Annotated in this window: 20 protein-coding genes; 3 read left to right on the plus strand and 17 right to left on the minus strand. The window is 76.2% G+C overall.

The window, feature by feature from the left end; all coding sequences use genetic code 11:
- Positions 1–9 precede the first annotated feature (9 nt).
- From gcvP to ACI8AC_RS12220, 12 genes are all read right to left on the minus strand, one after another.
- A complete protein-coding gene (gene gcvP / locus ACI8AC_RS12165) occupies positions 10–3,003 on the minus strand; it encodes an aminomethyl-transferring glycine dehydrogenase (protein ID WP_456898039.1) in 2,994 nt (997 codons plus the stop codon).
- A gap of 242 nt (positions 3,004–3,245) precedes the next feature.
- Complete coding sequence (locus ACI8AC_RS12170; protein WP_456898040.1) at positions 3,246–3,818, minus strand: MerR family transcriptional regulator; 573 nt, start codon at positions 3,816–3,818, stop codon at positions 3,246–3,248.
- Between the two features lie 251 nt (positions 3,819–4,069).
- Positions 4,070–4,552 (minus strand): bifunctional nuclease family protein, encoded by a 483-nt coding sequence (locus tag ACI8AC_RS12175; protein ID WP_456898041.1) that lies wholly within the window; start codon positions 4,550–4,552, stop codon positions 4,070–4,072.
- A 108-nt stretch (positions 4,553–4,660) separates the two neighbouring features.
- Complete coding sequence (gene ftsR / locus ACI8AC_RS12180; protein WP_456898042.1) at positions 4,661–5,386, minus strand: transcriptional regulator FtsR; 726 nt, start codon at positions 5,384–5,386, stop codon at positions 4,661–4,663.
- Positions 5,387–5,429: 43 nt separating this feature from the next.
- Positions 5,430–5,945: an oxoglutarate dehydrogenase inhibitor Odhl gene (odhI, locus tag ACI8AC_RS12185; RefSeq protein ID WP_456898043.1), complete on the minus strand. Its 516-nt coding sequence runs from the start codon at positions 5,943–5,945 to the stop codon at positions 5,430–5,432.
- 261 nt (positions 5,946–6,206) lie between these two features.
- A complete protein-coding gene (gene gcvH, locus ACI8AC_RS12190; protein WP_456898044.1) occupies positions 6,207–6,596 on the minus strand; it encodes a glycine cleavage system protein GcvH in 390 nt (129 codons plus the stop codon).
- A gap of 62 nt (positions 6,597–6,658) precedes the next feature.
- Complete coding sequence (locus ACI8AC_RS12195; RefSeq protein ID WP_456898045.1) at positions 6,659–7,534, minus strand: DUF881 domain-containing protein; 876 nt, start codon at positions 7,532–7,534, stop codon at positions 6,659–6,661.
- The gene (locus tag ACI8AC_RS12200; protein ID WP_456898046.1) at positions 7,531–7,863 is read right to left on the minus strand and encodes a small basic family protein; all 333 of its coding nucleotides are present in this window, start codon (positions 7,861–7,863) and stop codon (positions 7,531–7,533) included. The genes ACI8AC_RS12195 and ACI8AC_RS12200 overlap by 4 nt, the downstream gene beginning before the upstream one ends.
- Complete coding sequence (locus ACI8AC_RS12205) at positions 7,860–8,762, minus strand: DUF881 domain-containing protein (protein WP_456898047.1); 903 nt, start codon at positions 8,760–8,762, stop codon at positions 7,860–7,862. Before ACI8AC_RS12205 ends, ACI8AC_RS12200 begins: the two co-directional genes overlap by 4 nt.
- Positions 8,759–9,424 (minus strand): CDP-alcohol phosphatidyltransferase family protein, encoded by a 666-nt coding sequence (locus ACI8AC_RS12210; protein WP_456898048.1) that lies wholly within the window; start codon positions 9,422–9,424, stop codon positions 8,759–8,761. The genes ACI8AC_RS12205 and ACI8AC_RS12210 overlap by 4 nt, the downstream gene beginning before the upstream one ends.
- A 112-nt stretch (positions 9,425–9,536) precedes the next feature.
- Positions 9,537–11,612 carry an elongation factor G-like protein EF-G2 gene (locus tag ACI8AC_RS12215; RefSeq protein ID WP_456898049.1) on the minus strand — a complete coding sequence of 692 codons (2,076 nt, stop codon included), beginning with the start codon at positions 11,610–11,612 and terminating at the stop codon, positions 9,537–9,539.
- Between the two features lie 5 nt (positions 11,613–11,617).
- Positions 11,618–11,818, minus strand: a complete 201-nt coding sequence (locus tag ACI8AC_RS12220; RefSeq protein WP_456898050.1) for a DUF1918 domain-containing protein — start codon at positions 11,816–11,818, stop codon at positions 11,618–11,620.
- A gap of 148 nt (positions 11,819–11,966) precedes the next feature.
- On the opposite strand from ACI8AC_RS12220, the gene ACI8AC_RS12225 reads away from it, so the two are divergent.
- Positions 11,967–12,170 carry a hypothetical protein gene (locus tag ACI8AC_RS12225; RefSeq protein ID WP_456898051.1) on the plus strand — a complete coding sequence of 68 codons (204 nt, stop codon included), beginning with the start codon at positions 11,967–11,969 and terminating at the stop codon, positions 12,168–12,170.
- 51 nt (positions 12,171–12,221) lie between these two features.
- Here the strand turns inward: ACI8AC_RS12225 and ACI8AC_RS12230 are convergent, their stop codons facing one another.
- The 5 genes from ACI8AC_RS12230 to ACI8AC_RS12250 all read right to left on the minus strand — a co-directional run bounded on the left by ACI8AC_RS12230 (position 12,222) and on the right by ACI8AC_RS12250 (position 19,695).
- Positions 12,222–13,346, minus strand: a complete 1,125-nt coding sequence (locus ACI8AC_RS12230; protein ID WP_456898052.1) for an NDMA-dependent alcohol dehydrogenase — start codon at positions 13,344–13,346, stop codon at positions 12,222–12,224.
- Positions 13,347–13,915: 569 nt separating this feature from the next.
- Positions 13,916–15,559, minus strand: a complete 1,644-nt coding sequence (gene cydC / locus ACI8AC_RS12235) for a thiol reductant ABC exporter subunit CydC (RefSeq protein WP_456898053.1) — start codon at positions 15,557–15,559, stop codon at positions 13,916–13,918.
- Positions 15,556–17,214 (minus strand): thiol reductant ABC exporter subunit CydD, encoded by a 1,659-nt coding sequence (gene cydD / locus ACI8AC_RS12240; protein WP_456898054.1) that lies wholly within the window; start codon positions 17,212–17,214, stop codon positions 15,556–15,558. The genes cydC and cydD overlap by 4 nt, the downstream gene beginning before the upstream one ends.
- 19 nt (positions 17,215–17,233) lie before the next feature.
- Complete coding sequence (gene cydB, locus ACI8AC_RS12245) at positions 17,234–18,268, minus strand: cytochrome d ubiquinol oxidase subunit II (RefSeq protein ID WP_456898055.1); 1,035 nt, start codon at positions 18,266–18,268, stop codon at positions 17,234–17,236.
- A gap of 2 nt (positions 18,269–18,270) precedes the next feature.
- The gene (locus ACI8AC_RS12250; RefSeq protein WP_456898056.1) at positions 18,271–19,695 is read right to left on the minus strand and encodes a cytochrome ubiquinol oxidase subunit I; all 1,425 of its coding nucleotides are present in this window, start codon (positions 19,693–19,695) and stop codon (positions 18,271–18,273) included.
- 475 nt (positions 19,696–20,170) lie between these two features.
- Here ACI8AC_RS12250 and ACI8AC_RS12255 point away from each other — a divergent pair, with 475 nt between their 5' ends.
- Both ACI8AC_RS12255 and ACI8AC_RS12260 read left to right on the plus strand, forming a co-directional pair.
- A complete protein-coding gene (locus tag ACI8AC_RS12255) occupies positions 20,171–20,689 on the plus strand; it encodes a sigma-70 family RNA polymerase sigma factor (protein WP_456898057.1) in 519 nt (172 codons plus the stop codon).
- Complete coding sequence (locus tag ACI8AC_RS12260) at positions 20,673–21,743, plus strand: hypothetical protein (RefSeq protein WP_456898058.1); 1,071 nt, start codon at positions 20,673–20,675, stop codon at positions 21,741–21,743. The genes ACI8AC_RS12255 and ACI8AC_RS12260 overlap by 17 nt, the downstream gene beginning before the upstream one ends.
- Position 21,744 lies beyond the last annotated feature (1 nt).

The raw sequence follows: 21,744 nt of genomic DNA on the forward strand, positions 1-21,744 counted from the left end.
GGGCCGGGCTCAGGCCCGGGCGCCCGCGGGCACCGCGTCGGCGACCGTGCCGAGGTCGTCGGGTGCGCCGCCGTCGGGTGCGCCCTCGCCGGCGGCCGGCTCGGCGAAGGCCTCGATCGGCGGGCACGAGCAGACCAGGTTGCGGTCCCCGTAGGCCTGGTCGATGCGGCGCACCGGGGAGAGGTACCCGCGCCCCCGCAGCGCGGGGACGGGGTGGACGGCGACGTCCCGGCTGTAGGGCCGCCCCCACTCCCCCGCCACCATGGCCAGCGTGTGCGGGGCGTTGCGCAGCGGGTTGTCGGTGCGGTCGAACTCCCCCGTCGCGACCTTCTCGATCTCGGCCCGGATGGCCACCATGGCGTCGACGAAGCGGTCGAGCTCCGCCAGGTCCTCGCTCTCGGTCGGCTCGACCATGAGGGTCCCGGCGACCGGGAAGCTCATCGTCGGGGCGTGGAAGCCGTAGTCGACCAGCCGCTTGGCGATGTCGTCGTTCGTGATGCCGGTGGCCTTGGTGAGCGGGCGGATGTCGAGGATGCACTCGTGGGCGACCAGCCCGCCGGCGCCGGTGTAGAGCACCGGGTAGTGGTCGCGCAGCCGGGCGGCGACGTAGTTGGCCGCGAGGACGGCGTGCTCGGTGGCCCGGGTCAGCCCGTCCGGCCCCATCAGCCGCAGGTAGGCCCAGGAGATGGGCAGGATGCCGGCCGACCCCCACGGGGCGCCGGAGACCGGCGCGCCCCCGCTGCCGGTGTCGGCCAGCGGGTGCCCGGGCAGGAACGGCACGAGGTGCTCGGCGACGCCGACCGGGCCGACGCCGGGCCCGCCGCCGCCGTGCGGGATGCAGAAGGTCTTGTGCAGGTTGAGGTGGCTGACGTCGGACCCGAACCGGCCGGGGCGGGCCAGGCCCACCATCGCGTTGAGGTTCGCCCCGTCGACGTAGACCTGCCCGCCGGCGTCGTGCACCGCGGCGCAGATCGCCTGGATCTCGGTCTCGAAGACCCCGTGGGTGGACGGGTAGGTGATCATGATGGCCGCCAGCCGGTCGGCGTGCTGGTCGATCCTGGCCCGCAGGTCGGCCACGTCGACGTTGCCGGCGGCGTCGCAGGCGACCACGACCACGCGCATGCCGGCCATGACGGCGCTGGCGGCGTTGGTCCCGTGCGCCGAGCTGGGGATCAGGCAGACGTCACGCCCGGTCGCGCCGCGCGAGCGGTGGTAGCCGCGGATCGCCATCAGCCCGGCGAACTCCCCCTGCGACCCCGCGTTGGGCTGCACGCTCACCGCCGCGTACCCGGTGACCTCCGCGAGGTCCGCGCAGAGCTCGTCGATCAGCCGCCGGTACCCGCGCGCCTGCTCGGCGGGGGCGAAGGGGTGGATGTCGGCGAACTCCGGCCAGGTGATCGCCGCCATCTCCACGGCGGAGTTGAGCTTCATCGTGCACGAGCCCAGCGGGATCATCGTGCGGTCGAGCGCGAGGTCCTTGTCGGCCAGCGCCCGCAGGTAGCGCATCAGCGCGGTCTCGGAGCGGTGCGCCGAGAAGACGGGGTGGGTGAGGAACGGCGTCCGCCGGTGCAGGTCGGCCGGGAAGGCGGCCGGCCCCGCGTCGGCGAGGACCGCCCGGCCCTCGCCGGTGCCGTCGGCCGGGACGCCGAAGGCCTCGGCGACCGCCCGCAGGTGGGCGGGGGTGGTCCGCTCGTCGCAGGCCACGGCGACGGTGTCGTCGTCCACCAGCCGCAGGTTGATGCGCCGCTGCGCGGCCGCGGCGACCACCTCGCCGGCGCGGCCGGGCACCCGGGCCAGCACGGTGTCGAAGAACCGGTCGTGGAGGACCTCCACCCCGCCGGCCCGCAGCCAGCCGGCCAGCACCTGCGCGCTGCGGTGCACCCGGGCGGCGATGGCGGTGAGCCCCTCGGGGCCGTGGTAGACGGCGTAGGCGCCGGCCATGACCGCCAGCAGCACCTGCGCGGTGCAGATGTTGCTGGTCGCCTTCTCCCGGCGGATGTGCTGCTCCCGGGTCTGCAGGGCCAGCCGGTAGGCCGGGGCGCCGTCGGCGTCGACCGAGACGCCGACCAGCCGGCCGGGCAGCTGCCGGGCCAGGCCCTCGCGGACCGACAGGTAGCCGGCGTGCGGCCCGCCGTAGCCCAGGGGCACGCCGAAGCGCTGGGTGGTGCCGCAGGCGACGTCGGCGCCCCACTCGCCCGGTGCCTCCAGCAGCGTGAGGGCGAGCAGGTCGGCGGCCACGACCACCGCGGCGCCGGCCTCGTGCGCCGCCGCGGCCAGGGCCCGGTGGTCGCGCACGGCGCCGCCGGCCCCCGGGTAGGACAGCAGGACGCCGAAGGCGCCGGCCTCGGGCAGGTCCTCGGGCCAGCCGCCGGAGAGGTCGGCCACGTGCAGCCGGATGCCGAGCGGTTCGGCGCGGGTCCGCAGCACCGCGAGGGTCTGCGGCAGCGTGTCCTCGTCGACGACGAAGACCGCCTCGGCCCGGGCCCGGCCCGCGCGGCGCACCAGCGTCATCGCCTCCGCGGCGGCGGTCGCCTCGTCGAGCATGGAGGCGCCCGCGACGGGGAGCCCGGTGAGGTCGGCGACCATCGTCTGGAAGTTGAGCAGCGCCTCGAGCCGGCCCTGGCTGATCTCGGGCTGGTACGGGGTGTAGGCGGTGTACCAGGCGGGGTTCTCGAGGATGCAGCGGCGGATCACCGCGGGGGTCACGGTGCCGGAGTAGCCGAGGCCGATCATCGAGGTGAAGACCTCGTTGTCCTCGGCCCGCTCGCGCAGCGCGGCGAGCACGGCGGCCTCGTCGGCGGCCGGGGTGAGCTCCAGGGGGCTGCGGTCGTGCACGCCCTCGGGGAGGGTGGCATCGACCAGCGACTGCAACGACGGGTGCCCGACGACGGCGAGCATCGCCTCGGTGTCCGCGGGTCGCGGGCCGATGTGCCGGCCGGCGAAGGACCCGGCGGGGTCCAGCGAGGAGAGCGCGGGGAGGGGGCCAGCGACACGGTCCACCATTACCGCGACGCTACCAGCGGCCCGCCATCGTGCCGTGGGCAACCGGCCGGCACGTCGTCCCGGCGCCGTCGACGGTGCACCCGACCCCACCGATCAGGTGGTCCCGCGCCGTGTCGATCACCGGCTCGCGCCCTGTCGATCATGGCCGTCGTGCAGCCGGCACGCGCCGACCCGCCGTTCGAGCCGGCCACACGCCCGTGATCGACACCCGGGGACGGCTCCGGGCCGACCGGTCACACAGCTCAGACGGCGGCGCGGCGGCGGCGCCGGCGGGACAGCTCGTCGTCGGCCGGGCGCACGGTGACGCCGTCGAGCCGCTCGGCGGGCAGCTCGGCCAGCTCCCCCGACAGCTCGCGCAGCGCGCCGGAGACGGCGATGCCGAACACGCCCTGGCCGCCGGCGAGCAGGTCGACGACCTCCTCGGCGGAGGTGCACTCGTAGACCGTGGCCCCGTCGGAGAAGAGCGTGACGTTGGCGAGGTCCTTGATCCCGCGGTTGCGCAGGTGGTCGACCGCCTTGCGGATGTTCTGCAGCGAGACCCCGGTGTCGAGCAGCCGCTTGACGACCTTGAGCACGAGGATGTCGCGGAACGAGTACAGCCGCTGGGTGCCCGAGCCGGTGGCGCTGCGGACGGACGGCGCGACCAGGCCGGTACGGGCCCAGTAGTCGAGCTGTCGGTAGGTGATGCCGGCAGCGGCGCACGCCGTCGGGCCGCGGTACCCCACGAGGTCGCTCTCGACCTCGTCGTAGGACGGTGCCCCCACGGCGGCGTCGCTGAAGAGCTGACCCTGGGAGCCGTTGCTCTGGTCGCTCACGTCAGCGTCCTCCTCTGCGTCCCGCGGCGGTCGCCCCGGTGACCAGCGATGTGGGTCACCCGACGTCCCAGGTGTCACACCGGTGTTGTTCGCCGACCGTAAGCCGGGCCCCTGGGCCGGTCAACTGAGCGGGGCGGCGTGTCGCAGCACTCACCCACCGGGGTGGTATCGGCAGCCGACGGGCCCGCCGGCACCGGGGAGACGGTGCCGACGGGCCCGTGGTGCGGAGGGGGTGGGCGGTGCGGAGGGGGTCAGCCGCCCGAGCCGGATCCGGCGCCGAAGTCCTCCGGGGAGATCTGGTCGAGGAACTCCCGGAACTTCTCGACCTCGTCCTCCTGCTCGTCGGGGATCTCGATGCCGACCTCGTCGAGCAGCGCCTCGGCGCCGAAGATGGGCGTCCCGGTGCGCACGGCCAGCGCGACGGCGTCCGAGGGGCGGGCGCTGACGACCCGGTCGTCGCCGAAGACCAGCTCGGCGATGTAGATGCCGTCGCGCATCTCGGTGATGTTGACCGCCTCGAGCGTGGCGCCCAGCGTGCGCACCACCTCGCGGAGCAGGTCGTGGGTCATCGGCCGCGCCGGGCGCACGCCCTGCTGCTCGAAGGCGATGGCGGCGGCCTCGACCGCGCCGATCCAGATCGGCAGGTACCGCTCCCCCTGCGTCTCCTTGAGCAGCAGGATGGGCTGGTTGCCGGGCAGCTCGACCCGGACCCCGACGACTCTGAGCTCCTGCACGGTGCGGCCCCCTCAGCTGCGGCCCGGGTGGGCGGACGGATCGGTGTGCGGCGGCTGCTGGACGGTCGGGCCCCTCCTGGACCCGACGCCGACCACGGTACGCCCGAGTCAGGGGCGCAGGAGATCCCGGAGGCGCGCCTCGAGCAACGCGCCGTGCAGCTGCGCCGACAGCGCCGCGAGCTCGCGCAGCTTCTCCGTGGCCCGGGTGCGCGCCTCCTCCGAGCGGGCCCGCAGCACCGGCGCCACGAGCTGCTCGACCAGGCCGGCCTCCCGCTCGGCGCCGTTCTGGTAGACGCGCAGGTGCCGCGGCTCGATGCCGTGCCGGGCCAGGCCCGCCGCGGCCCGGGCGATGGGCAGGTCGGCGGCCGGGTGGCGGCCGTCGGCGTCGGTCGCCAGCAGGCCGAACTGCACGCAGTCGGCCAGCTGCTGCGGCTCCAGGCCCGCCGTCCGGGCGAACTCGTCCGGCGGCAGGCTGGCCACCGGCTGCTCGCCGCCCTCGACGGCCGGCGGGGCCGGCGGGGCGCCGGGCAGCGGCTCCCCCCGGTCGATGGCCTCCAGGTGCTCCTTGATCACCCGCAGCGGGAGGTAGTGGTCCCGCTGGGCGGTGAGCACGTAGCGGAGCCGGGCGACGTCGGCCGCGGAGAACTTGCGGTAGCCCGAGGGCGTCCGCTCCGGGTGCACGAGGTCCTCGGTCTCGAGATACCGGATCTTGCTGATCGTGACGTCGGGGAAGTCGTCCCGCAGGACGGCGAGCACCTCGCCGATGGTCAGGCGAGGGCTGCGCTGGTCGTCGGCGTCCCCGAACGCGCTGGCGCGCGAGGCCACCACGCTCATCCCGCCGTCGGCACCGGGGCCCGACGGGTACCGCCCGTGCCGCTCACGAGCGGGGTGCGGGCTCGCCCGTGCGGGGACCGGTCAGGTACACCAGGCGGAACTTGCCGATCTGCACCTCGTCGCCGCCGGCCAGGCTGGCGACGTCCACCGGCTCGCGGTTGACGTAGGTGCCGTTCAGGCTGCCGACGTCGTGCACCGAGAAGCCGCCGCCCTCGCGGTGGAACTCCACGTGCCGCCGGCTGACGGTGACGTCGTCGAGGAAGATGTCGCTGTCGGGGTGCCGGCCGGCGGTCGTCACGTCCTGGTCCAGGAGGAACCGGCTGCCGGCGTTCGGGCCGCGCTTGACCACGAGCAGCGCCGAGCCCGCGGGCAGGGACTCGACCGCACCGGCGTGCGCGTCGGATTCCGAGACCTCCGGGGTCTCGGCGGAGTCCTCGCCGCCCACCTTGGGGATCACGCTGGTGGACTCGCCGATCCGCTCCTGGGACAGCGCCGCGCCGCACTGCGCGCAGAAGCGACTGCCCTCGGGGTTGTTGTGGCCACAACGAGTGCAGTGCACGTCTGTCTCCTCCGGTGCAGGAAGGGCACCGCCGCGGGCTGGGGCAGCCGCGGGCGGCCGGCGGACGACGGGCCGGACGGCCCGCCTCGGGTCGGCCGCCGTGCGGGGCACGGCGGGCCGTGGGTCATGGAACCAGCGGCCGACCCGAGGGTCAACCGGACGTACAGGGTGAGGGACGGGCCCCCGGAGGGGCGCCGCGACGCCTCGCCCCCGAGCATAGTGAGCGGGGTCGGCGGCCCCGGCGAGCACCGACCGCGGAGGTCAGGACGCGTCGACGAGGGCCTGGTAAGCCGCGGCGTCGAGCAGTTCCCCGGTCGGGTCCGCGGCGTCCTCCACGCGCACCTCCACCAGCCAGCCGGCGCCGTAGGGGTCGGCGTTGATCGTCTCCGGCGCGTCGGTCAGCGCCTCGTTGACCGCGGTGACGACGCCGGCGACGGGCGAGTAGACGTCCGACACCGACTTGGTGCTCTCCACCTCCCCGATCGGGGCGCCGGGGGCGACGTCGGCGCCGACCTCCGGCAGCTGGACGAACACGATGTCGCCGAGGGCGTCCTGGGCGTGGTCGGTGATCCCGACCCGGACGACCCCGCCCTCCTGCAGCTGGGCCCACTCGTGCTGCTCGGTGTAGCGGCGGTCGTCGGGGGTGGCCATGCGGCGTCGTCTCCAGTCGGTCGTGGGGTGCGGTGGTCGGGGGGCTGTCGTCGCCGGGCGGGTCAGTCCTCGCCGTCCGCCGGCTGAGCGTATTGAGGGACGTCGAGCGGCCGCAACGCGTCCACCACGACGCGCTCGGCGGTGGCCGTGTCCACGCTGCCGCCCTGGCGGCCGACCCGGTCGACCACCCCGCCGGGGATGGCCAGGGCGGTCTGCAGGTCCTGCGGGGAGCCGATGACGACGAACTCGTAGGGGCTGTCCACCGGCCGCCCGTCGACCCGGAGGTCCCCGGGCTCGCCGGTGACGGGGGTGGAGACCCCCACCCGGACGCCGTCGATCTGCATCGTCTCGGCCCCGGCGCCGCGCAGTTCCTGGATCGCGTCGAGCAGGTCGGCCACCCGCAGCGCGCCGTCGGGATCGCGGATCGTCATGAGCAGCCCCGGCCCCTCGGCGGCGACGGTGCCGTTGAGGATGCCCAGCGCCTCCACCCGCTCCCGGGCGGCGGCCAGGGCGGCGGCGTCCTGGTCGCCGGAGCTGGTGAGCTCCCGCAGGGCGGCGCGCTGGGAGGCGATCTGCGCCGAGAGCCGGGCCTCCTCGGCGTCGAGCTCGTCGAGGATGGTGACCAGGTCCTCCTCGCGGGCGCCGGCGAGGTCCTCGTCGGTCCCGGTGTTGCGCACCTGCACGGCGAAGGCGAAGCCCAGCAGCAGGGTGAGCACGCCGATGAGGACCGCGGCCAGCGGGTCGCGCCGGCGCCGGGAGGGCCGCCCGCCGGGGTGCTGCGCCGGCCGCCCGGGCTCGTCCGGAGCCGGGACGGCGTGCTCATCCGAAACCGGACCGGCGTGCTCCTCCGGGACGGCGCCCCCGGCCGGGACGGCGTCGGCCGCCGGCTCCTCCGCGCCGTCGTCGGGGGCGGCTCCGGGCCGCGGTCGCCCGGTCATGCGCGGAAGAGGTGCCGGCGGATGGCCGCGGCGTTGCCGAAGATGCGGATGCCGAGGACGACGACGACCGCGGTGGACAGCTGCGCGCCGACCCCGAGCTGGTCGCCGAGGAAGACGATCAGCGCGGCGACGACCACGTTGGACACGAACGAGATCACGAACACCTTGGCGTCGAAGATGCCGTCGAGGCGGGCCCGGGCGCCGCCGAAGACGGCGTCGAGGGCGGCCACCACGGCGATGGGCAGGTAGGGCTGCAGCCACAGCGGGACGGTCGGGTCGAAGACGATGCCCAGGACGATCCCCAGGGCCAGCCCGAGGACCGGGATCACCCGCCACCCCCGGCCGGCTCCTCGGCGAGGGGGGTGGCGGACCGGAGCTCCGGCGGACTCCCGGCGGGCAGGGTCAGCTCGTCCTCCTGGGCGAACTCGAAGCGCAGCCCGAAGGACTGCGAGATGACGGCCAGGGAGGCGACCTCCGGGCTGGCGAGGAAGTCCGAGCGCAGCGTCGCGGGGTCGCCGACGGCGCTCACCAGGTAGGGGTTGGTGACCGGGCGGAAGTCCACCAGCACCGCCTCCCCGGCGAACCGGATGGCCGTCGTCGGCCCCAGCCGCTGCCCGTTGATCGCCACCGCCTCGGCGCCGGCGGCCCAGAGGGCGTTCACGACCAGCTGCAGGTCGCCGTCGCGCACCTGGCCGCGGGGGTCGACGTCTCCGCCGCCGACCGGGTCGCTGTCGGCGTCGGGCTCGGCGTCGGCCAGCGTCACCAGCAGCCCGGGCCCCTCCACCGCGGTGGCCGCGGCCGCCACCTCGGCGGCCTCGAGGTCCGCCAGCACCCGCTGGCCGACCGCCGAGGCGGCCAGCGCCTCGGCGCGCGCGGCGGCGACGTCGGCGCGCAGCTGCTCCACGTCGGCGGCCAGCCGGTCGGTGGTCTCCGTCGCCGCCATGATGTCGTCGACGAGGGCCGCGCGGATCTCGGCGCGGGCCGGTTCCCCGGCCGCCGCCTCGTTGTAGGTGACGCCGGCCAGCAGGCCGGCGACCGCCAGGGTGAGGGCGACGGCCACCTGCCCCGCCCACCGCCGGCGCGGTGACTCCGGGACGCCGGCCGCCGCCCGCTCGGCACGGGCGCGCGCGGCCTGCTCGTAGGCGGGGTCGAGCGTCTCGGCGAGCACCTGGTCGAGCAGCGAGGCACCCATCGAGCGGGGGCCGCCGCCGCGCGGCAGGGTCCTCACGGTGCGGCTCCCGCGTCGCCCGGCCGGACGCCGCTCGGCCGCACGAGGCGCACGGTCTGGACGACGTAGAAGGCGCCGGCCAGGACGTAGAGCGCCCCGCCCCAGATGGTCAGCGCCCAGGCCACCGGCTGGGCCACGGCGACCACGGGCCCGTCCCCCTCGGCCAGGAGCAGCAGCGGGAAGGCGTAGAGCAGGATGAACGTGGCCGCCTTGCCCAGGTAGTGGACCTGCAGCGGGGGCCAGCCGTGCCGGCGCAGCACCAGCAGCGCGATCCCGAGGACGACCTCCCGGCCGAGGAGGACCAGGACGACCCACAGCGGCACCACGTCGCGCAGCGCGAAGGCGAGCAGCGTGGCGACGATGTAGAGCCGGTCGGCGGCCGGGTCGAGCAGGGCCCCGAGCCGGCTGGACTGGCCCAGCGTCCGGGCCAGCTTGCCGTCGGCCCAGTCGGTGAGGCCCGCGACGGCCAGGACCGCCACCGCCCAGCCGTCGGCCTCGGGGCCGAGCAGGAGCCACAGGAACACCGGCACGCCGAGCAGGCGCAGCACCGAGAGGGCGTTGGGCAGCGTCCAGACGCGGTCGGGCAGGTCGTTGCGGTCGGCCGGGGGCCTGCCCGCCGCGGTGGGACGGGCCGCCGCCGACGACCCCTGGGACGACGTCACGACACCTCCGCACCCGCTGGACACCGCTGGTGCAGGCTAGTGTCCCGCGCCGCGGCCTCCCCCGGCGGCGCACCGGCCGCCCGCCCCCTCCGGGTGGGTCACCGTGGAGGGCTCAGGCCGGCACCGCGGTGAGCGAGGCCGGCGCCGGCTCGTAGCCCAGGGCCCGGCGGCTGAAGCTGCCGGTGCCGTGCGACACCGAGCGCAGCGCACCGGCGTAGGCGAGCAGCTCCACCTCGGGCACCTCGGCCCGCACCGTCGTCCGGTCGCGCTCCGGGTCGGCCTCGCTGCCGGTGACGCGGGCCCGCCGCGCCGACAGGTCGCTCATCACCGCGCCGACGTACTCCCCCGGCACCACGACCTCCACCTCGCACCAGGGCTCGAGCACCTTGGTGCCGGCGGCGGCCGCGGCCTCCCGGAGGGCGAGCGCCCCCGCGGCCTGGAAGGCGGCGTCGGAGGAGTCGACCGAGTGCGCCTTGCCGTCGACGAGGGTGACCTTGAGGTCGACCAGCGGCCGCTCGCCCTCGATGCCGCGCGCGGCCTGGCTGCGCACGCCCTTCTCCACGCTGCCGTGGAACTGGCTGGGCACGGTGCCACCGACGATGCGCTGCTCGAAGACGATCCCGGAGCCGGGCTCCCCGGGCTCGACGTCGACCACCACGACCGCGTACTGGCCGTGGCCGCCGGACTGCTTGACGTGCCGGCCGGTGACGTGGGCCGGCGCGGCGAGGGTCTCGACCATCGGCACCTTGACCGGCACGGTGGTGACCGAGACGCCGTGCCGGGTGCGCAGCCGCTCGAGCAGCACCTCGGCGTGGGCCTCGCCCACGCACCAGAGCAGCAGCTGGCCGGTGTCGGCCCGCCGGTCGAGCCGGACCGTCGGGTCCTCGGCGACCAGGCGGCCCAGCGCGGTGGCCAGCCGGTCCTCGTCGGCGCGGGAGGAGGCCTCGACGGCCACGGGCAGCTGCGGCACGGGCAGGTCCCACGGCGGGACCAGGCGGGGGTCGTCGGGCGAGGAGAGCGTGTCGCCGGTCTCGGCCGACGCCAGCCGGGTCACCGCGCAGACGTCGCCGGCCGGGCAGGCCGCGACCGGGCGCAGGGTGGGGCCCAGCGGGGAGGAGACCGCGCCGATGCGCTCGTCGACGTCGTGGTCGGGGTGGCCGCGCTCGGCCATGCCGTGGCCGGAGACGTGGATGGCGGTGTCCGGGCGGAGGGTGCCGGAGAACACCCGCACCAGGGAGACCCGCCCCAGGTAGGGGTCGGTGGTGGTCTTGACGACCTCGGCGACCAGCGGGCCGTCGGCGTCGCAGGCCAGCACCGGCGCCGGGGACCCGTCGGGCCGGGTCACCGGCGGGCAACCGTGCTCCATGGGGCACGGGAACGCGGCCACCAGCAGGTCGAGCAGCTCGGGGATCCCGACGCCGGTCAGCGGCGCCGTGCACAGGATCGGGTGGAAGTGGCCGCGGGCGACGGCGGTCTCCAGGTCGGCGACCAGGTCCCCGACGGCGAGCTCCTCGCCGGCGAGGTAGCGGTCCATGAGGGTCTCGTCCTCGCTCTCGCCGATGATCCCCTCGATCAGCTCGGCGCGGAGCCGGTCGGCGTCGGGCCCGCCGGCCTCGACGTGCGGCTCCAGCAGGGACAGCAGGCCGGTGACCGCGCCGTCCGCACCCCGCTGCGGGACCTGCAGCGGGAGCACCCCCTCCCCCAGCTGCGTGCGGCAGGACCGCACCGCCTCGTCGAGGTCCGCGCGCGGCCGGTCGAGCTGGGTGATGACCACCGCCCGGGGCATGCCGACCGCCGCGCACTCCTCCCAGAGCTGCACGGTCGTCGCGTCGACGCCGTTGACGGCGGAGACGACGAACAGCGCCGCGTCGGCCGCCCGCAACCCGGCGCGCAGCTCGCCGACGAAGTCAGGGGAGCCCGGGGTGTCCAGCAGGGTCAGCCGGTGCCCGGCGTGCTCGACGGTGGCCACCCCCAGCGACACCGAGCGCTGCTGGCGGATCTCCACCTCCTCGCTGTCGAGGCAGGTCGTGCCGTCCTCCACCCGGCCGGCGCGGGGCAGCGCGCCGGTGGCCACCAGCAGCGCCTCGGCCAGGGTGGTCTTGCCCGCGCCGGCGTGGCCCACCAGGGCCACGTTGCGCACTTCGCCGGCCGCTCGCGGGGCCGGGGCCGTCCCGGTGTCCTTGGCCACCCGCCTCAGCCCCTCGCCGCCGGCGCGGGGACCACGGTGCAGGTGCCCGCCGGGAAGAACACCCCGGTGTGCCCGTCGGGGTCCCAGCGGACGACGTAGGGCGGGCCGCCCTGGTCGCCGCGGACCTCGAGCACCTCACCGGTGCGCTCGGGCTCCCCCTGGTGGGTGGAGCGGACGACGATCCTGTCCCCTACTCGTGCCTGCACGGTGACCTCCCGAGACCCGGCTGTGTCGTGCATCACAGCCTGCCCGCGGGGTGCGGGCCGATCAAGGGGCCCCTGAGCCGTTCCGGATCCGCGGGGCCGCACCCGCGGCCGGCCCCGCACCGGCGGCCGCGCCGGTCATGCTGGTGCCATGGCGGGCAGCGACCACGTGGCCGGGCGGGACCAGGAGACCGGGCGGGCGCACGCCGTCCCCCGCGACATCGCCGACGGCCCGGCGCCCTGGCTCGGGGTCTGCGGCGTGCCGGTCGGCGTCGTCCGGGGCGCCTGGGCCGGGCCGCGCGGGCTGGGCTCGGCCCACCCGTGCCCCGACTGCCGCCGGATCGCGGCGGGCTGACCGCCCCGGCCGGCCGGGCGTGCGACGCCGGGCCGGCCGGGGTGCTCGGGTTCAGTCGAAGAGGACGACCCCCCGGATGTTCCGGCCGGCCTTCATGTCGTCGAAGCCCTCGGCGACCTGGTCCAGCGAGTAGGTCCGCGTGACGAGCTCGTCGAGCTTGAGCGTGCCGGCGGTGTACTGGCCCAGCAGGCTGGGGATGTCCCAGCGGGGGTTGCACCCGCCGAAGAGGGCGCCCTGCAGGCGCTTCTGGAACACCGTGAACATGGTGTGGTTGAAGGGCACGCCACCGCCCTGCCGCATGCTCCCGGTACCGGTGACCACGACCGTGCCGGCCTTGCGGATGGAGTTCACCGCCTCGGCGATGTGGTCGCCGGTGACGACGCCGACCGCCACGACGGCCGCGTCGGCGCCCTGGCCGTCGGTCAGGGACCGGGCGAGCTCGGCGGCCTCGGCCATGGTCGCGGCGGTGTGGGTCGCGCCCAGCTGCTTGGCCGTCTCCCGCTTGAACTCCACCGGGTCGACGGCGATGACCGCGCGGGCGCCGATGGCCCGGGCGGCCTGCACGCTGTTGATCCCGACCCCGCCGATGCCCATGACGACGACCACGTCCCCGGCCCGGGCGTCGGACATGTTGGTGACCGATCCCCAGCCGGTGGGGACGCCGCACGCGACCAGCGCGGCCTTGTCCAGCGGCAGCTCCGGGTCGATCCTCACCGCCGACCGGGCGTCGACGACGGTGTGCTCGCTGAGCGCGGCGAGGCCGTAGGCCTGCCCCACGGGCCTGCCCTGGTAGGACATCCGGAAGCTGGTCGGGTCCTCGATCCGGGCGCCGGAGAACAGCCGCGCGCCGAGGTCGCACAGGTTCTGGTGCCCGGTCGAGCACATCCGGCACCGCCCGCAGACCGCGACGAAGCTGAGCACCACGTGGTCGCCCTCCGCCCAGCCGGGCGTGTGGGGGCCCACGCCGACGACGACCCCGGCGCCCTCGTGGCCACCGGCGAGCGGCAGCCGGAGAGGCGGGGCGCTGCCGGGCGGGACGTCGTGGTCGTCGGTGTGGCACAGCCCGACGGCGGCCATCCTGACGAGCAGCTCGCCCTCGCGGGGTTCGTCGAGGTCGACCTCGGTGACCTCGTACCGGCCGGGCTGGGTGTGGAGTACTGCGCTGCGGGTCTTCACGTCTGCTCCCCGTGGAGTCGTGTCGCGCGGCCACCCGGTCGTGCCCGCGCCGTCGGGTCCAGCCGAGTCCGAGCGGCTGGTCTCGCCTCCCGCGGTGGCCGGCCGCCTGTCCCCGCCGGCGCCGGGTGGCAGCGGCGGCGGGCGACGGGCGGAGCCGCCACCGGTCCGGCCGGGACCTCGACACCTCCCCCGTGGTCCCGCCTGCCCGGGGCGCCGCCGGCGTCGCGCCTCGGGGAGATCTCGGTCACAGTCCTGCGCCGGTCGCAGCAATGTAGCGGCCCGGACGGCCGCCGTGGGGTGCTCGCGTGCAGGGGGACCGGCGAACCGAACGCGGTGGTCGCAGCCGCTGCCGGCGACCGGGCCCGCCCGGTCGCACCCCGGCCCACCGGCTGCGCGCCGCCCGCCCGGCGGATCGGGTCCCCCGTCGTCGCCGCTGCTCTTCCTGCCGGGCGTCGCCGGCCGCTGTCAGCGGCACAGTGTTGGGGATAACGGCGGGGGTCGGGCACGCGGGATTGCGTGCCATCCCGACCGATGCGCGCGCGCCAACGCCCACACCGCCGCGGCGGCGCTCAGCCGGCCGCGGGCGCCTCCCGTGCCGGGTGCGTCGCGAGGTGGACCACCCGCCAGCCCGGCCCCAGCGCGTCCGCGGAGTGGGTGACCAGCAGCACCCCGCGCTCGTCGGCCGCGAGCCGGTCGAGCAGCCGGGCGGCCAGCGGCCCGTCCAGGTGGGCGGTCGGCTCGTCCAGCAGGAGCAGGCGGGCCGGGCGCAGCAGCGCGCGCGCCAGCCCGACGCGGGCCCGCTCCCCGGCCGAGAGCCGCTCCCCGGACTCCCCGACCCAGCCGTGCAGGCCCACGGTCGCCAGCAGCCCGCCGAGCTCCACCGCCTCGAGGGCGGCGACCAGGGTCGCGTCGTCGGCGTCCTCGCGGGCCAGCAGCAGGTTGCCGGCCAGGGTGCCCCCCAGCACCTGCGGGACCTGCGGTGCCCAGGCCGTGGTCGCGCGGACGTCGGCGAGGGCCAGTTCGCGCAGGTCGGCGCCGCCGAGGGTGACCCGCCCGGCACCCGGGTCGAGGGCGCGCAGGGCCAGCGCGAGGACGGTGCTCTTGCCCGCGCCGCTGGGACCGGCCAGGGCGACCTTGTCCCCCTCCCCCACGGTCAGGTCGAACCCGCGCAGCGCCGCCCGGCGGGTGCCCGGGTGGCCGACGGTGACCGCCTCCAGGCGCAGGACGGCTCCCGCGGGCCGCGGACGGGGCCGCGCCGGGTCCGTGACCGCGGGCGGCACCCGGCCGAGGTCGCGGACCCGCCCGGCCGCGGCGCGCAGGCCCCCGGCCGCCCCCCAGGCGGCACCGAGCCCGCCCACGGCCTCGAACGAGCCGAGGACACCCAGGGCGGCGGCGGCGAGCAGCACCGGGTCGGTCCGGCCGGTCGCGACGTCCTGGCCCACCAGCAGCAGCGCGGCGAGGACGCCGAGGCCCGGCACGCCCTCGCGCAGCACGGTCGTGACCGCGGTGAGCCGGGCCCCGGCCCGCTCGGCCGCCTCCTGCGCGGACAGCGAGTCGTCCAGACCCCGGCGCGCGGTGGTCCCGCCGTCCCCCGTGACGTGGTCGGCCAGGCCGCGGACCAGGTCGAGGGCGTCGGCGCCGAAGGCGGCGTCGGCCCGGGCCGCGGCCACGGCGGCGCCCCGGCCGGCGCGCCGGGCGACCGCGGGCACGGCCACCCCCAGGGCGAGCAGCAGCGCGGCGAGCACGAGGGCCAGCGGCGGGGAGACCAGCGCGGTGAGCCCGACGGCCGCCCCGCCCGCGAGGACGGCGACGGCCGTGGGCGCCACCAGCCGCAGGAACACGCCCTGCAGCTCGTCGACGTCGGCGCGCACCCGCGCCAGCAGCTCGCCGCCGCGGGCGCCGGTGAGGGCGGCCGGCGCCAGCGGCACGAGCCGGGCCAGCACGGTGGCCCGCAGGCCGGCGACCGCCCGGAGGGTGACGTCGTGGGAGACCAGCCGCTCGGCGTAGCGCAGCGCGGCGCGCGCCACGCCGAACAGCCGCACCCCCGTGATGAGCGGCATGAGGACCAGCAGCGTGGCCGGCTGCTGCGCCGCCCCGGTGATCAGCGCCCCGGACGTGGCCAGCAGCGCGGCGCCGGCGAGCACGGTCAGCGCGCCGAGGACGACGGCCAGCGCCGCCCGGCCGCGGTGCACCAGGAGCAGCACGTCCCTCACGGGGCCGCCTCGGCCTCGCGGAGCCGGCCGGCGTCGAGGTGCACGACCCGGTCGTGCAGGCCCAGCGGCGCGGTGCGGTGGGTGACGGTGACGACGGTGCGGCCGGCGGCGAGCTCCTCCAGGGCGGTGAGGACGGCGGCCTCGGCCGCGGCGTCGAGCTGCCCGGTGGGCTCGTCGAGGACGACGACCGGGGCGTTCTTGACGAAGGCCCGGGCCAGCGCCAGCCGCAGCCGCTCCCCGCCGGAGAGCCGGGCGCCGTCCTCCCCGAGCGGGGTGTCCAGGCCGCGGGGCAGGCCGCGGACGAACTCGAGGGCGTGCGCGCGGCGCAGCGCCTCCTCGACCTCGGCGACCCCGGCGGTGGGGCGGCCCAGCCGCACGTTGTCGGCGACGGTGCCGGGCAGCAGCCACGGTCGCTCGGGCACGTAGGCCACGCGGGCCCGCCAGGCCGCCGGGTCCAGTGCCGCCAGCGGGACGCCGTCGACGAGGACCTCGCCCTCGTCGGGGTCGCGCAGCCCGAGCAGCAGGTGCAGCAGGCTGCTCTTGCCCGCGCCGCTGGGCCCGACGACCGCCGTCCGGGAGCCCGGGGGCAGGTCCAGGTCCACCCCGCCGAGGACGGTGCGCCCGTCCGGCCGCAGGCCCACCCCCCGCAGCCGCAGGTGCGGGACGCCGTCGCCGACCGGCCCGCTGCCCCGGGCCGGTTCCGGCAGGTCGAGGACGGCGAACAGCCGCTCGGCGGCCGGCCGGCCCTCGAGGGCGGCGTGGCGGTCGGCGCCCAGCGCCCGCAGCGGGGCGAAGAACTCCGGGGTGAGCAGCAGGACCAGCAGGGCGCGCTCGAACCCCAGGTGTCCCTCGAACAGCCGCACCCCCACGGTGACCGCCACCAGGGCGGTGCACAGCACGGCGCCGAACTCGAGGACGAACCCGGAGAGGAACGCCGTCCGCAGCACCCGCATCGTGGTGGCCCGGTGGGCCTCGCTGACCTCGGTGAGCTCCCGCCGGCTGCGGTCGGCCCGGCCGTAGGCCACCAACGTGGGCAGCGCCCGGAGCGTGTCGACGAGGACCGCCCCGAGCCGGCCGAGCGTGCCCCACTGCTCCCGGGCCGAGCGCTCGGCCAGGCCGCCGACCAGCCAGAGGAACAGCACGAGCAGCGGTCCGGTGAGCAGCAGCAGCCCACCGCTCGGCAGGTCCAGGACGAGCACGGTGGCGACCAGCAGCGGCGGCAGCACCGCGGCCCAGACCGCCCCGGGCAGCAGCCGGGCGACGATGCCGTCCAGCCGTCCGACGCCGGCCGTCGCGGTGGTGACCAGCTCGCCGGCGCGCTGCCCGACCATGACCTCGGGGCCGAGGCGGAGCAGCTTGGCCACCAGCGCCTCCCGGGCGCCGCGCCGGGCCTGCGCCGAGGCCCGGGCCGCGAGCAGGTCGCGCAGGCCCAGCACCCCGGCCCGCGACCACCAGGCCAGGAGGGCACCGGCCAGCAGCCCGGCCGCACCGGCCGGCGTCGCCACGCCCCCGGCCACCCGCGCGACGACGGCCGCCACCAGGGCCCACTGGAGGACGACCAGCGACCAGGCGAGGACGGCGAGCACCCCGCAGGTGACCCCCAGCCGCCGGGCGACGGGCAGGGCGAGCACCCGGCCCGTGGCGCCGCTCCTCACCGCGGGTCCGCCCGCCCCATCAGTAGCCCTTGCTGAGGGCGCCCTCGTCGGGCCGCACCCGCTCGCGGAACACGTAGTAGTTCCAGATCTGGTAGCCGATGATCAGCGGGAGGAAGATGCCGCCGACCCAGGTCATCAGCTCCAGCGTCTCCGGCTGGGCGGCCGACTCCCGGAGGTCCAGGCCGAAGTCGGGGTCCAGCGTGGAGGGCAGCACCTCCCCGCGGGTGAACAGCGCGATGAAGACCGTGACGGTGGCGAAGAGCACCGTCAGGCCGCTCATCACGAACGCCAGCGTGTCCCGCCGCAGCGACAGGGCCAGCCAGATGCTGGCCAGCGTCAGGAAGGCCGCGACCGGGAACAGCCAGGAGGCGACCCCGAAGTCCTCGAACAGGTCCTCGGTGACGTACCCCATGACGACGAAGCCGACGATCGCGACCGTGGCCAGCGCCCCCCAGCGCAGCGCCGCCTGCCGCGCCCGGGCGTACAGCGGGGTGTCGGTGTGCAGGCGCAGGAGGAGGAAGTTCGCGCCGTGCAGCATGAACAGCAGCAGCGTGGTGAAGCCCCCGACGAGGGAGAAGGGGGTGAACAGCTCGACGAACCCGCTGGCGACCTCCCGGTCCCCGGTGACCGGCAGCCCCTCGATGATCTTGGCCATCACCACGCCCCAGAGGAAGGACGGGACGACGCTGCCCCCGAAGGACATCCAGTCCCAGAAGTCCCGCCAGCGCTCCCTGTCCACCTGGTTGCGGTACTCGAAGGCGACCCCGCGCAGCAGCAGGGCCAGCAGGATCAGCACGAACAGCGGGTACATGCCGCTGAAGACCGCGCCGTACCAGATGGGGAACGTGGAGAACATCAGCCCGGCGGCCGCGATCACCCACACCTCGTTGCCGTCCCAGAACGGGCCGATGGTGCCGGTGAGGGCGCGCTCCTCCGCCTCGGTCCGGGCCAGCGTGGGCCGGAGGATGTCCACGCCGAAGTCGAAGCCCTCGAGGAAGAAGTAGAGGGTGAAGGTGAGCGCGATCAGCCAGAACCACAGCGCGACGAGGTCCACCGTCAGTCCCGCCTCTCGTAGCCCTGGAAGCCCGGCCCGTCGTAGCTGGGGGCGGGGGCGGCGACCAGCTGGGCCTCCGGCGTCCGGTGGATGCCGGCCCGCGCGGTGACGGTCAGCAGGAAGATGTCGAGCCCGATGAGAGCCAGGTACACCGCCCACAGCCCGACCAGGCCGGCGAGGACCTCACCGGCGGTGTTGTTGCTGACCCCCTCCTCCACGGTCAGCAACCCGTAGACCATGAACGGCTGGCGGCCCATCTCGGTGACCATCCAGCCGGTGAAGTTGGCGATCCACGGCAGCGGGACCATGAGCACCAGCGCGCGCAGGTACCACCGGGTCTCGTCCAGCCGGCCGCGCCTGCGCCACCACAGGAACAGGCCGAGGAAGGCGGTGGCGAGCAGCAGCACCCCGATCGCCACCATGATCCGGAAGGACCAGTACACCCAGGTCACCGGCGGCACGTAGTCCCCGGGGCCGTAGAGCTCGTCGTACTCCTCCTCGAGCTGGTTGATCCCCTCGTAGCGGCCCTCGAGGCTGTTGTAGGCGAGGATCGACCCGACGAACGGGATCTCGACGTTGAACCGGTTGGTGCGCTCCTCCTCGTCGATGATCGCGAACAGCGACCACGGGGCCGGGGACTCCGAGGTCTCCCACTGCGCCTCCATGGCCGCGAACTTCATCGGCTGGTCCTCGCGGGCCACCTGCGCCTCGGTGTGGCCGCTGGTGGCGGAGAAGACCGTCCCGACGGCGGCGAACACCAGCGCGATGCGCAGCGCCCGGGAGTACACGTCCACGTTCTGCCGGCGCAGCAGGTGGAACGCGCTGATCGCGAGCACGAAGAAGCCGGCGACCGTCCAGGCGCTGCCCTGCACGTGGGCGAAGTACAGCCAGGCCTTGTAGTTGAAGACGACGGCGCCGAAGTCGGTGAGGCGGGCCTGCCCGTCGACCACCTCGTAGCCGACCGGGCGGTGCATCCACGCGTTGGCCAGGACGATCCAGAATGCGCTGATCTGGGTCCCGATCGCCACCAGCCAGATGCTGGCCAGCCGCATCCAGGGCTTGAGCCGGTCCTTGCCGAACCACCACAGCCCGATGAAGGTGCTCTCGAGGAAGAAGGCCATGAGCACCTCGAGCGCCAGCGGGACGCCGAAGATGTTGCCGACGAAGTAGGAGTACTCGCTCCAGTTCATCCCGAACTGGAACTCCTGGACGATGCCGGTCACCACGCCGACGGCGAAGTTGATGAGGAACAGGTGGCCGAAGAAGTTGGTCATCCGGCCGTAGAGCTCGCGGCGCTCGCTGCGGACGTGGGCGAAGGTCTCCATCACGGCGATGAGGAAGGCCAGGCCGACGGTCAGCGAGACGAAGAAGAAGTGGAAGATGCTGGTCGAGGCGAACTGGAAGCGGGAGAGGTCGACCACGTCCACAGGCGGGATCCCCATCGTCGTCGGAGGCGGGGACCGCTCCGGGCGCGACGGGTTGCGCGGGTCCGGTCCCCGCCGAGAAGAGTCGCACGCGACACATCGGTCGGCCTGCCGAGAACGGGGACCGGGACGACGCCCCCGACGGCGACCACCCCGCCGGGGCACGGTCGGCCCGGTGCAGCCCTCAGCGGTCGCCCCGGGACGGCGGTCGGGACGTCGGCGCCGTCCCCGCTCCCCCTGACGACGGGCCCGAGCAGGGCCCGGTCGCGCCGGTCCCCGGAGGAGGCCGGCGGCGGGAGCCCCGGTACGGGTACGCCTGCCGCCGTCCGTGTCACATCCGGGGCGTCGGCGGTGCTCTGCAGACGTGGACATCCCATGGCGCGGTGCGACCGCACCCGCCGCCGCGGTACCGCGCATCCTGTCCCCGGGCGGGCGCGGCGCGGCGGCCGGACGGGCGGAGCGGGAGGACGGCGGAGCCGTGGCGACTCCTCGGGGGGGCGGGGCCGTCCGGGCCGACCTCGAGCAGGTCTTCCGCACCGCCTACCCGCGGGTCGTCGCCGTCGCCGCCCGCGTGCTGGGTGCCCGCGACGCGGCGGAGGACGTCGCCCAGGAGGTCTTCCTGGCCTTCGCCCGGTCCTCGGTCCCGGCCGGCGAGGCCGGTGGGTGGCTGTCCGTGGCCGCCGCCCACACCGCGCTCAACCACCTGCGGTCCGACCGCCGCCGCGCCGCGCGCGAGGAGGCGGCCGGCGACGGCGAGGCCGTCTCCCCGGACGTGGCCGACGCGGTCGTGACCCTCGACGAGCGCCGCCGCGTGCGGGCGGCGCTGCGGCGGCTCCCGCGCCGGCAGGCCGTCGCCCTCGTCCTCCGGCACAGCGGCCTGTCCTACGCCGAGGTCGCCGCCGCCCTCGATCTGTCCCCCGGCAGCGTCGGCACCACCGTCCGACGCGCCGAGTCCGCCCTGCGCGAGGAGTTGAACCGTCATGCGTCATCCCACTGACGGCACGCTGCGCCGTCTCCTGGACGAGCCGGCCGGGGTCGCCGACGCCGACCGCGAGCACGTCGCCGCCTGCCCCGTCTGCCTGTCCGGGCTGGCCACCGCCCGCGAGGACGCGGCGGCCACCGGCGCGGCGCTGGCCGCCACACCGGCCGTGGACGTCGACTCCGGGTGGCGCCGGCTGTCGCACGCGGTCGCCGCGGACGGGCGCCGGCCGGTGCCGGCCCGCGCCCCGGCCCCCCGCCGGCGCGCCCTGCTGCGCAGCCCGGTGGTCGCCGTCGTCGGCGTGGTGGCCCTGCTCACCGGGGCCGGCGCCGCGGCCGCCGCGGACTGGCTGCAGATCTTCCGGACCGAGCAGGTCGCCCCGGTGGCGATCACCCAGGCGGACCTGGTGTCCCTGCCCGACCTGTCCGCCTTCGGCGAGGTGGAGGTGCTCGAGGAGCCCGACGTCCGCGGGGTGGCCGACGCCGCCGCCGCGGAGGCCGCCACCGGGCTCGCCGTCCCGCAGGTCGAGCAGCTGCCCGGCGGCGTGACCGGGGCGCCGGCGTACCAGGCCGGCGGCCCGCTCAGCGTGGTGTTCACCTTCTCGGCCGAGCAGGCGGCGCAGGCGTCCGGCGGGACGCTGCCGCCCCCGCCCCCCGGTCTGGACGGCAGCCGGTTCCGGCTGACCGCCGGCCCCGGGGTGGCCGCCGTGTGGCCGGGCGCCAGCGGCCTGCCGGCCCTGGTCGTGGGCCGCGCGGTGGCGCCCACCGCCGACTCCTCGGGCGTCCCCTTCGAGACCGCCCGCGACTACGTCCTCTCCCTGCCCGGCCTGCCCGGGGACCTCGCCGCCCAGCTGCGGGCCTTCACCGCGGACGGGACGACGCTGCCCCTGCCGGTGCCGGCCGACTTCGTCAGCAGCGCCCCCGCCGACGTCGACGGGCTGCCCGCCACGGTGCTCACCTCGCGGGACGGCGTGCTGGCCGGCGTGGTGTGGGTCGAGGACGGCGTGGTGACCGCGGTGGCCGGGTCGCTGAGCGCCGACGAGGTGCTGGCCGTGGCCCGCGGGCTGCGGTAGC

It is taken from the genome of Geodermatophilus sp. SYSU D00758, assembly GCF_054049955.1.

Bases quoted from the DNA above. Each gene is read 5' to 3' on its own strand.
- gcvP (WP_456898039.1), bottom strand. From the start codon at position 3,003: ATGGTGGACCGTGTCGCTGGCCCCCTCCCCGCGCTCTCCTCGCTGGAC.
- ftsR (WP_456898042.1), bottom strand. From the start codon at position 5,386: ATGAGCGTGGTGGCCTCGCGCGCCAGCGCGTTCGGGGACGCCGACGAC.
- gcvH (WP_456898044.1), bottom strand. From the start codon at position 6,596: ATGGCCACCCCCGACGACCGCCGCTACACCGAGCAGCACGAGTGGGCC.
- ACI8AC_RS12195 (WP_456898045.1), bottom strand. From the start codon at position 7,534: ATGACCGGGCGACCGCGGCCCGGAGCCGCCCCCGACGACGGCGCGGAG.
- ACI8AC_RS12225 (WP_456898051.1), top strand. From the start codon at position 11,967: ATGGCGGGCAGCGACCACGTGGCCGGGCGGGACCAGGAGACCGGGCGG.
- ACI8AC_RS12260 (WP_456898058.1), top strand. From the start codon at position 20,673: ATGCGTCATCCCACTGACGGCACGCTGCGCCGTCTCCTGGACGAGCCG.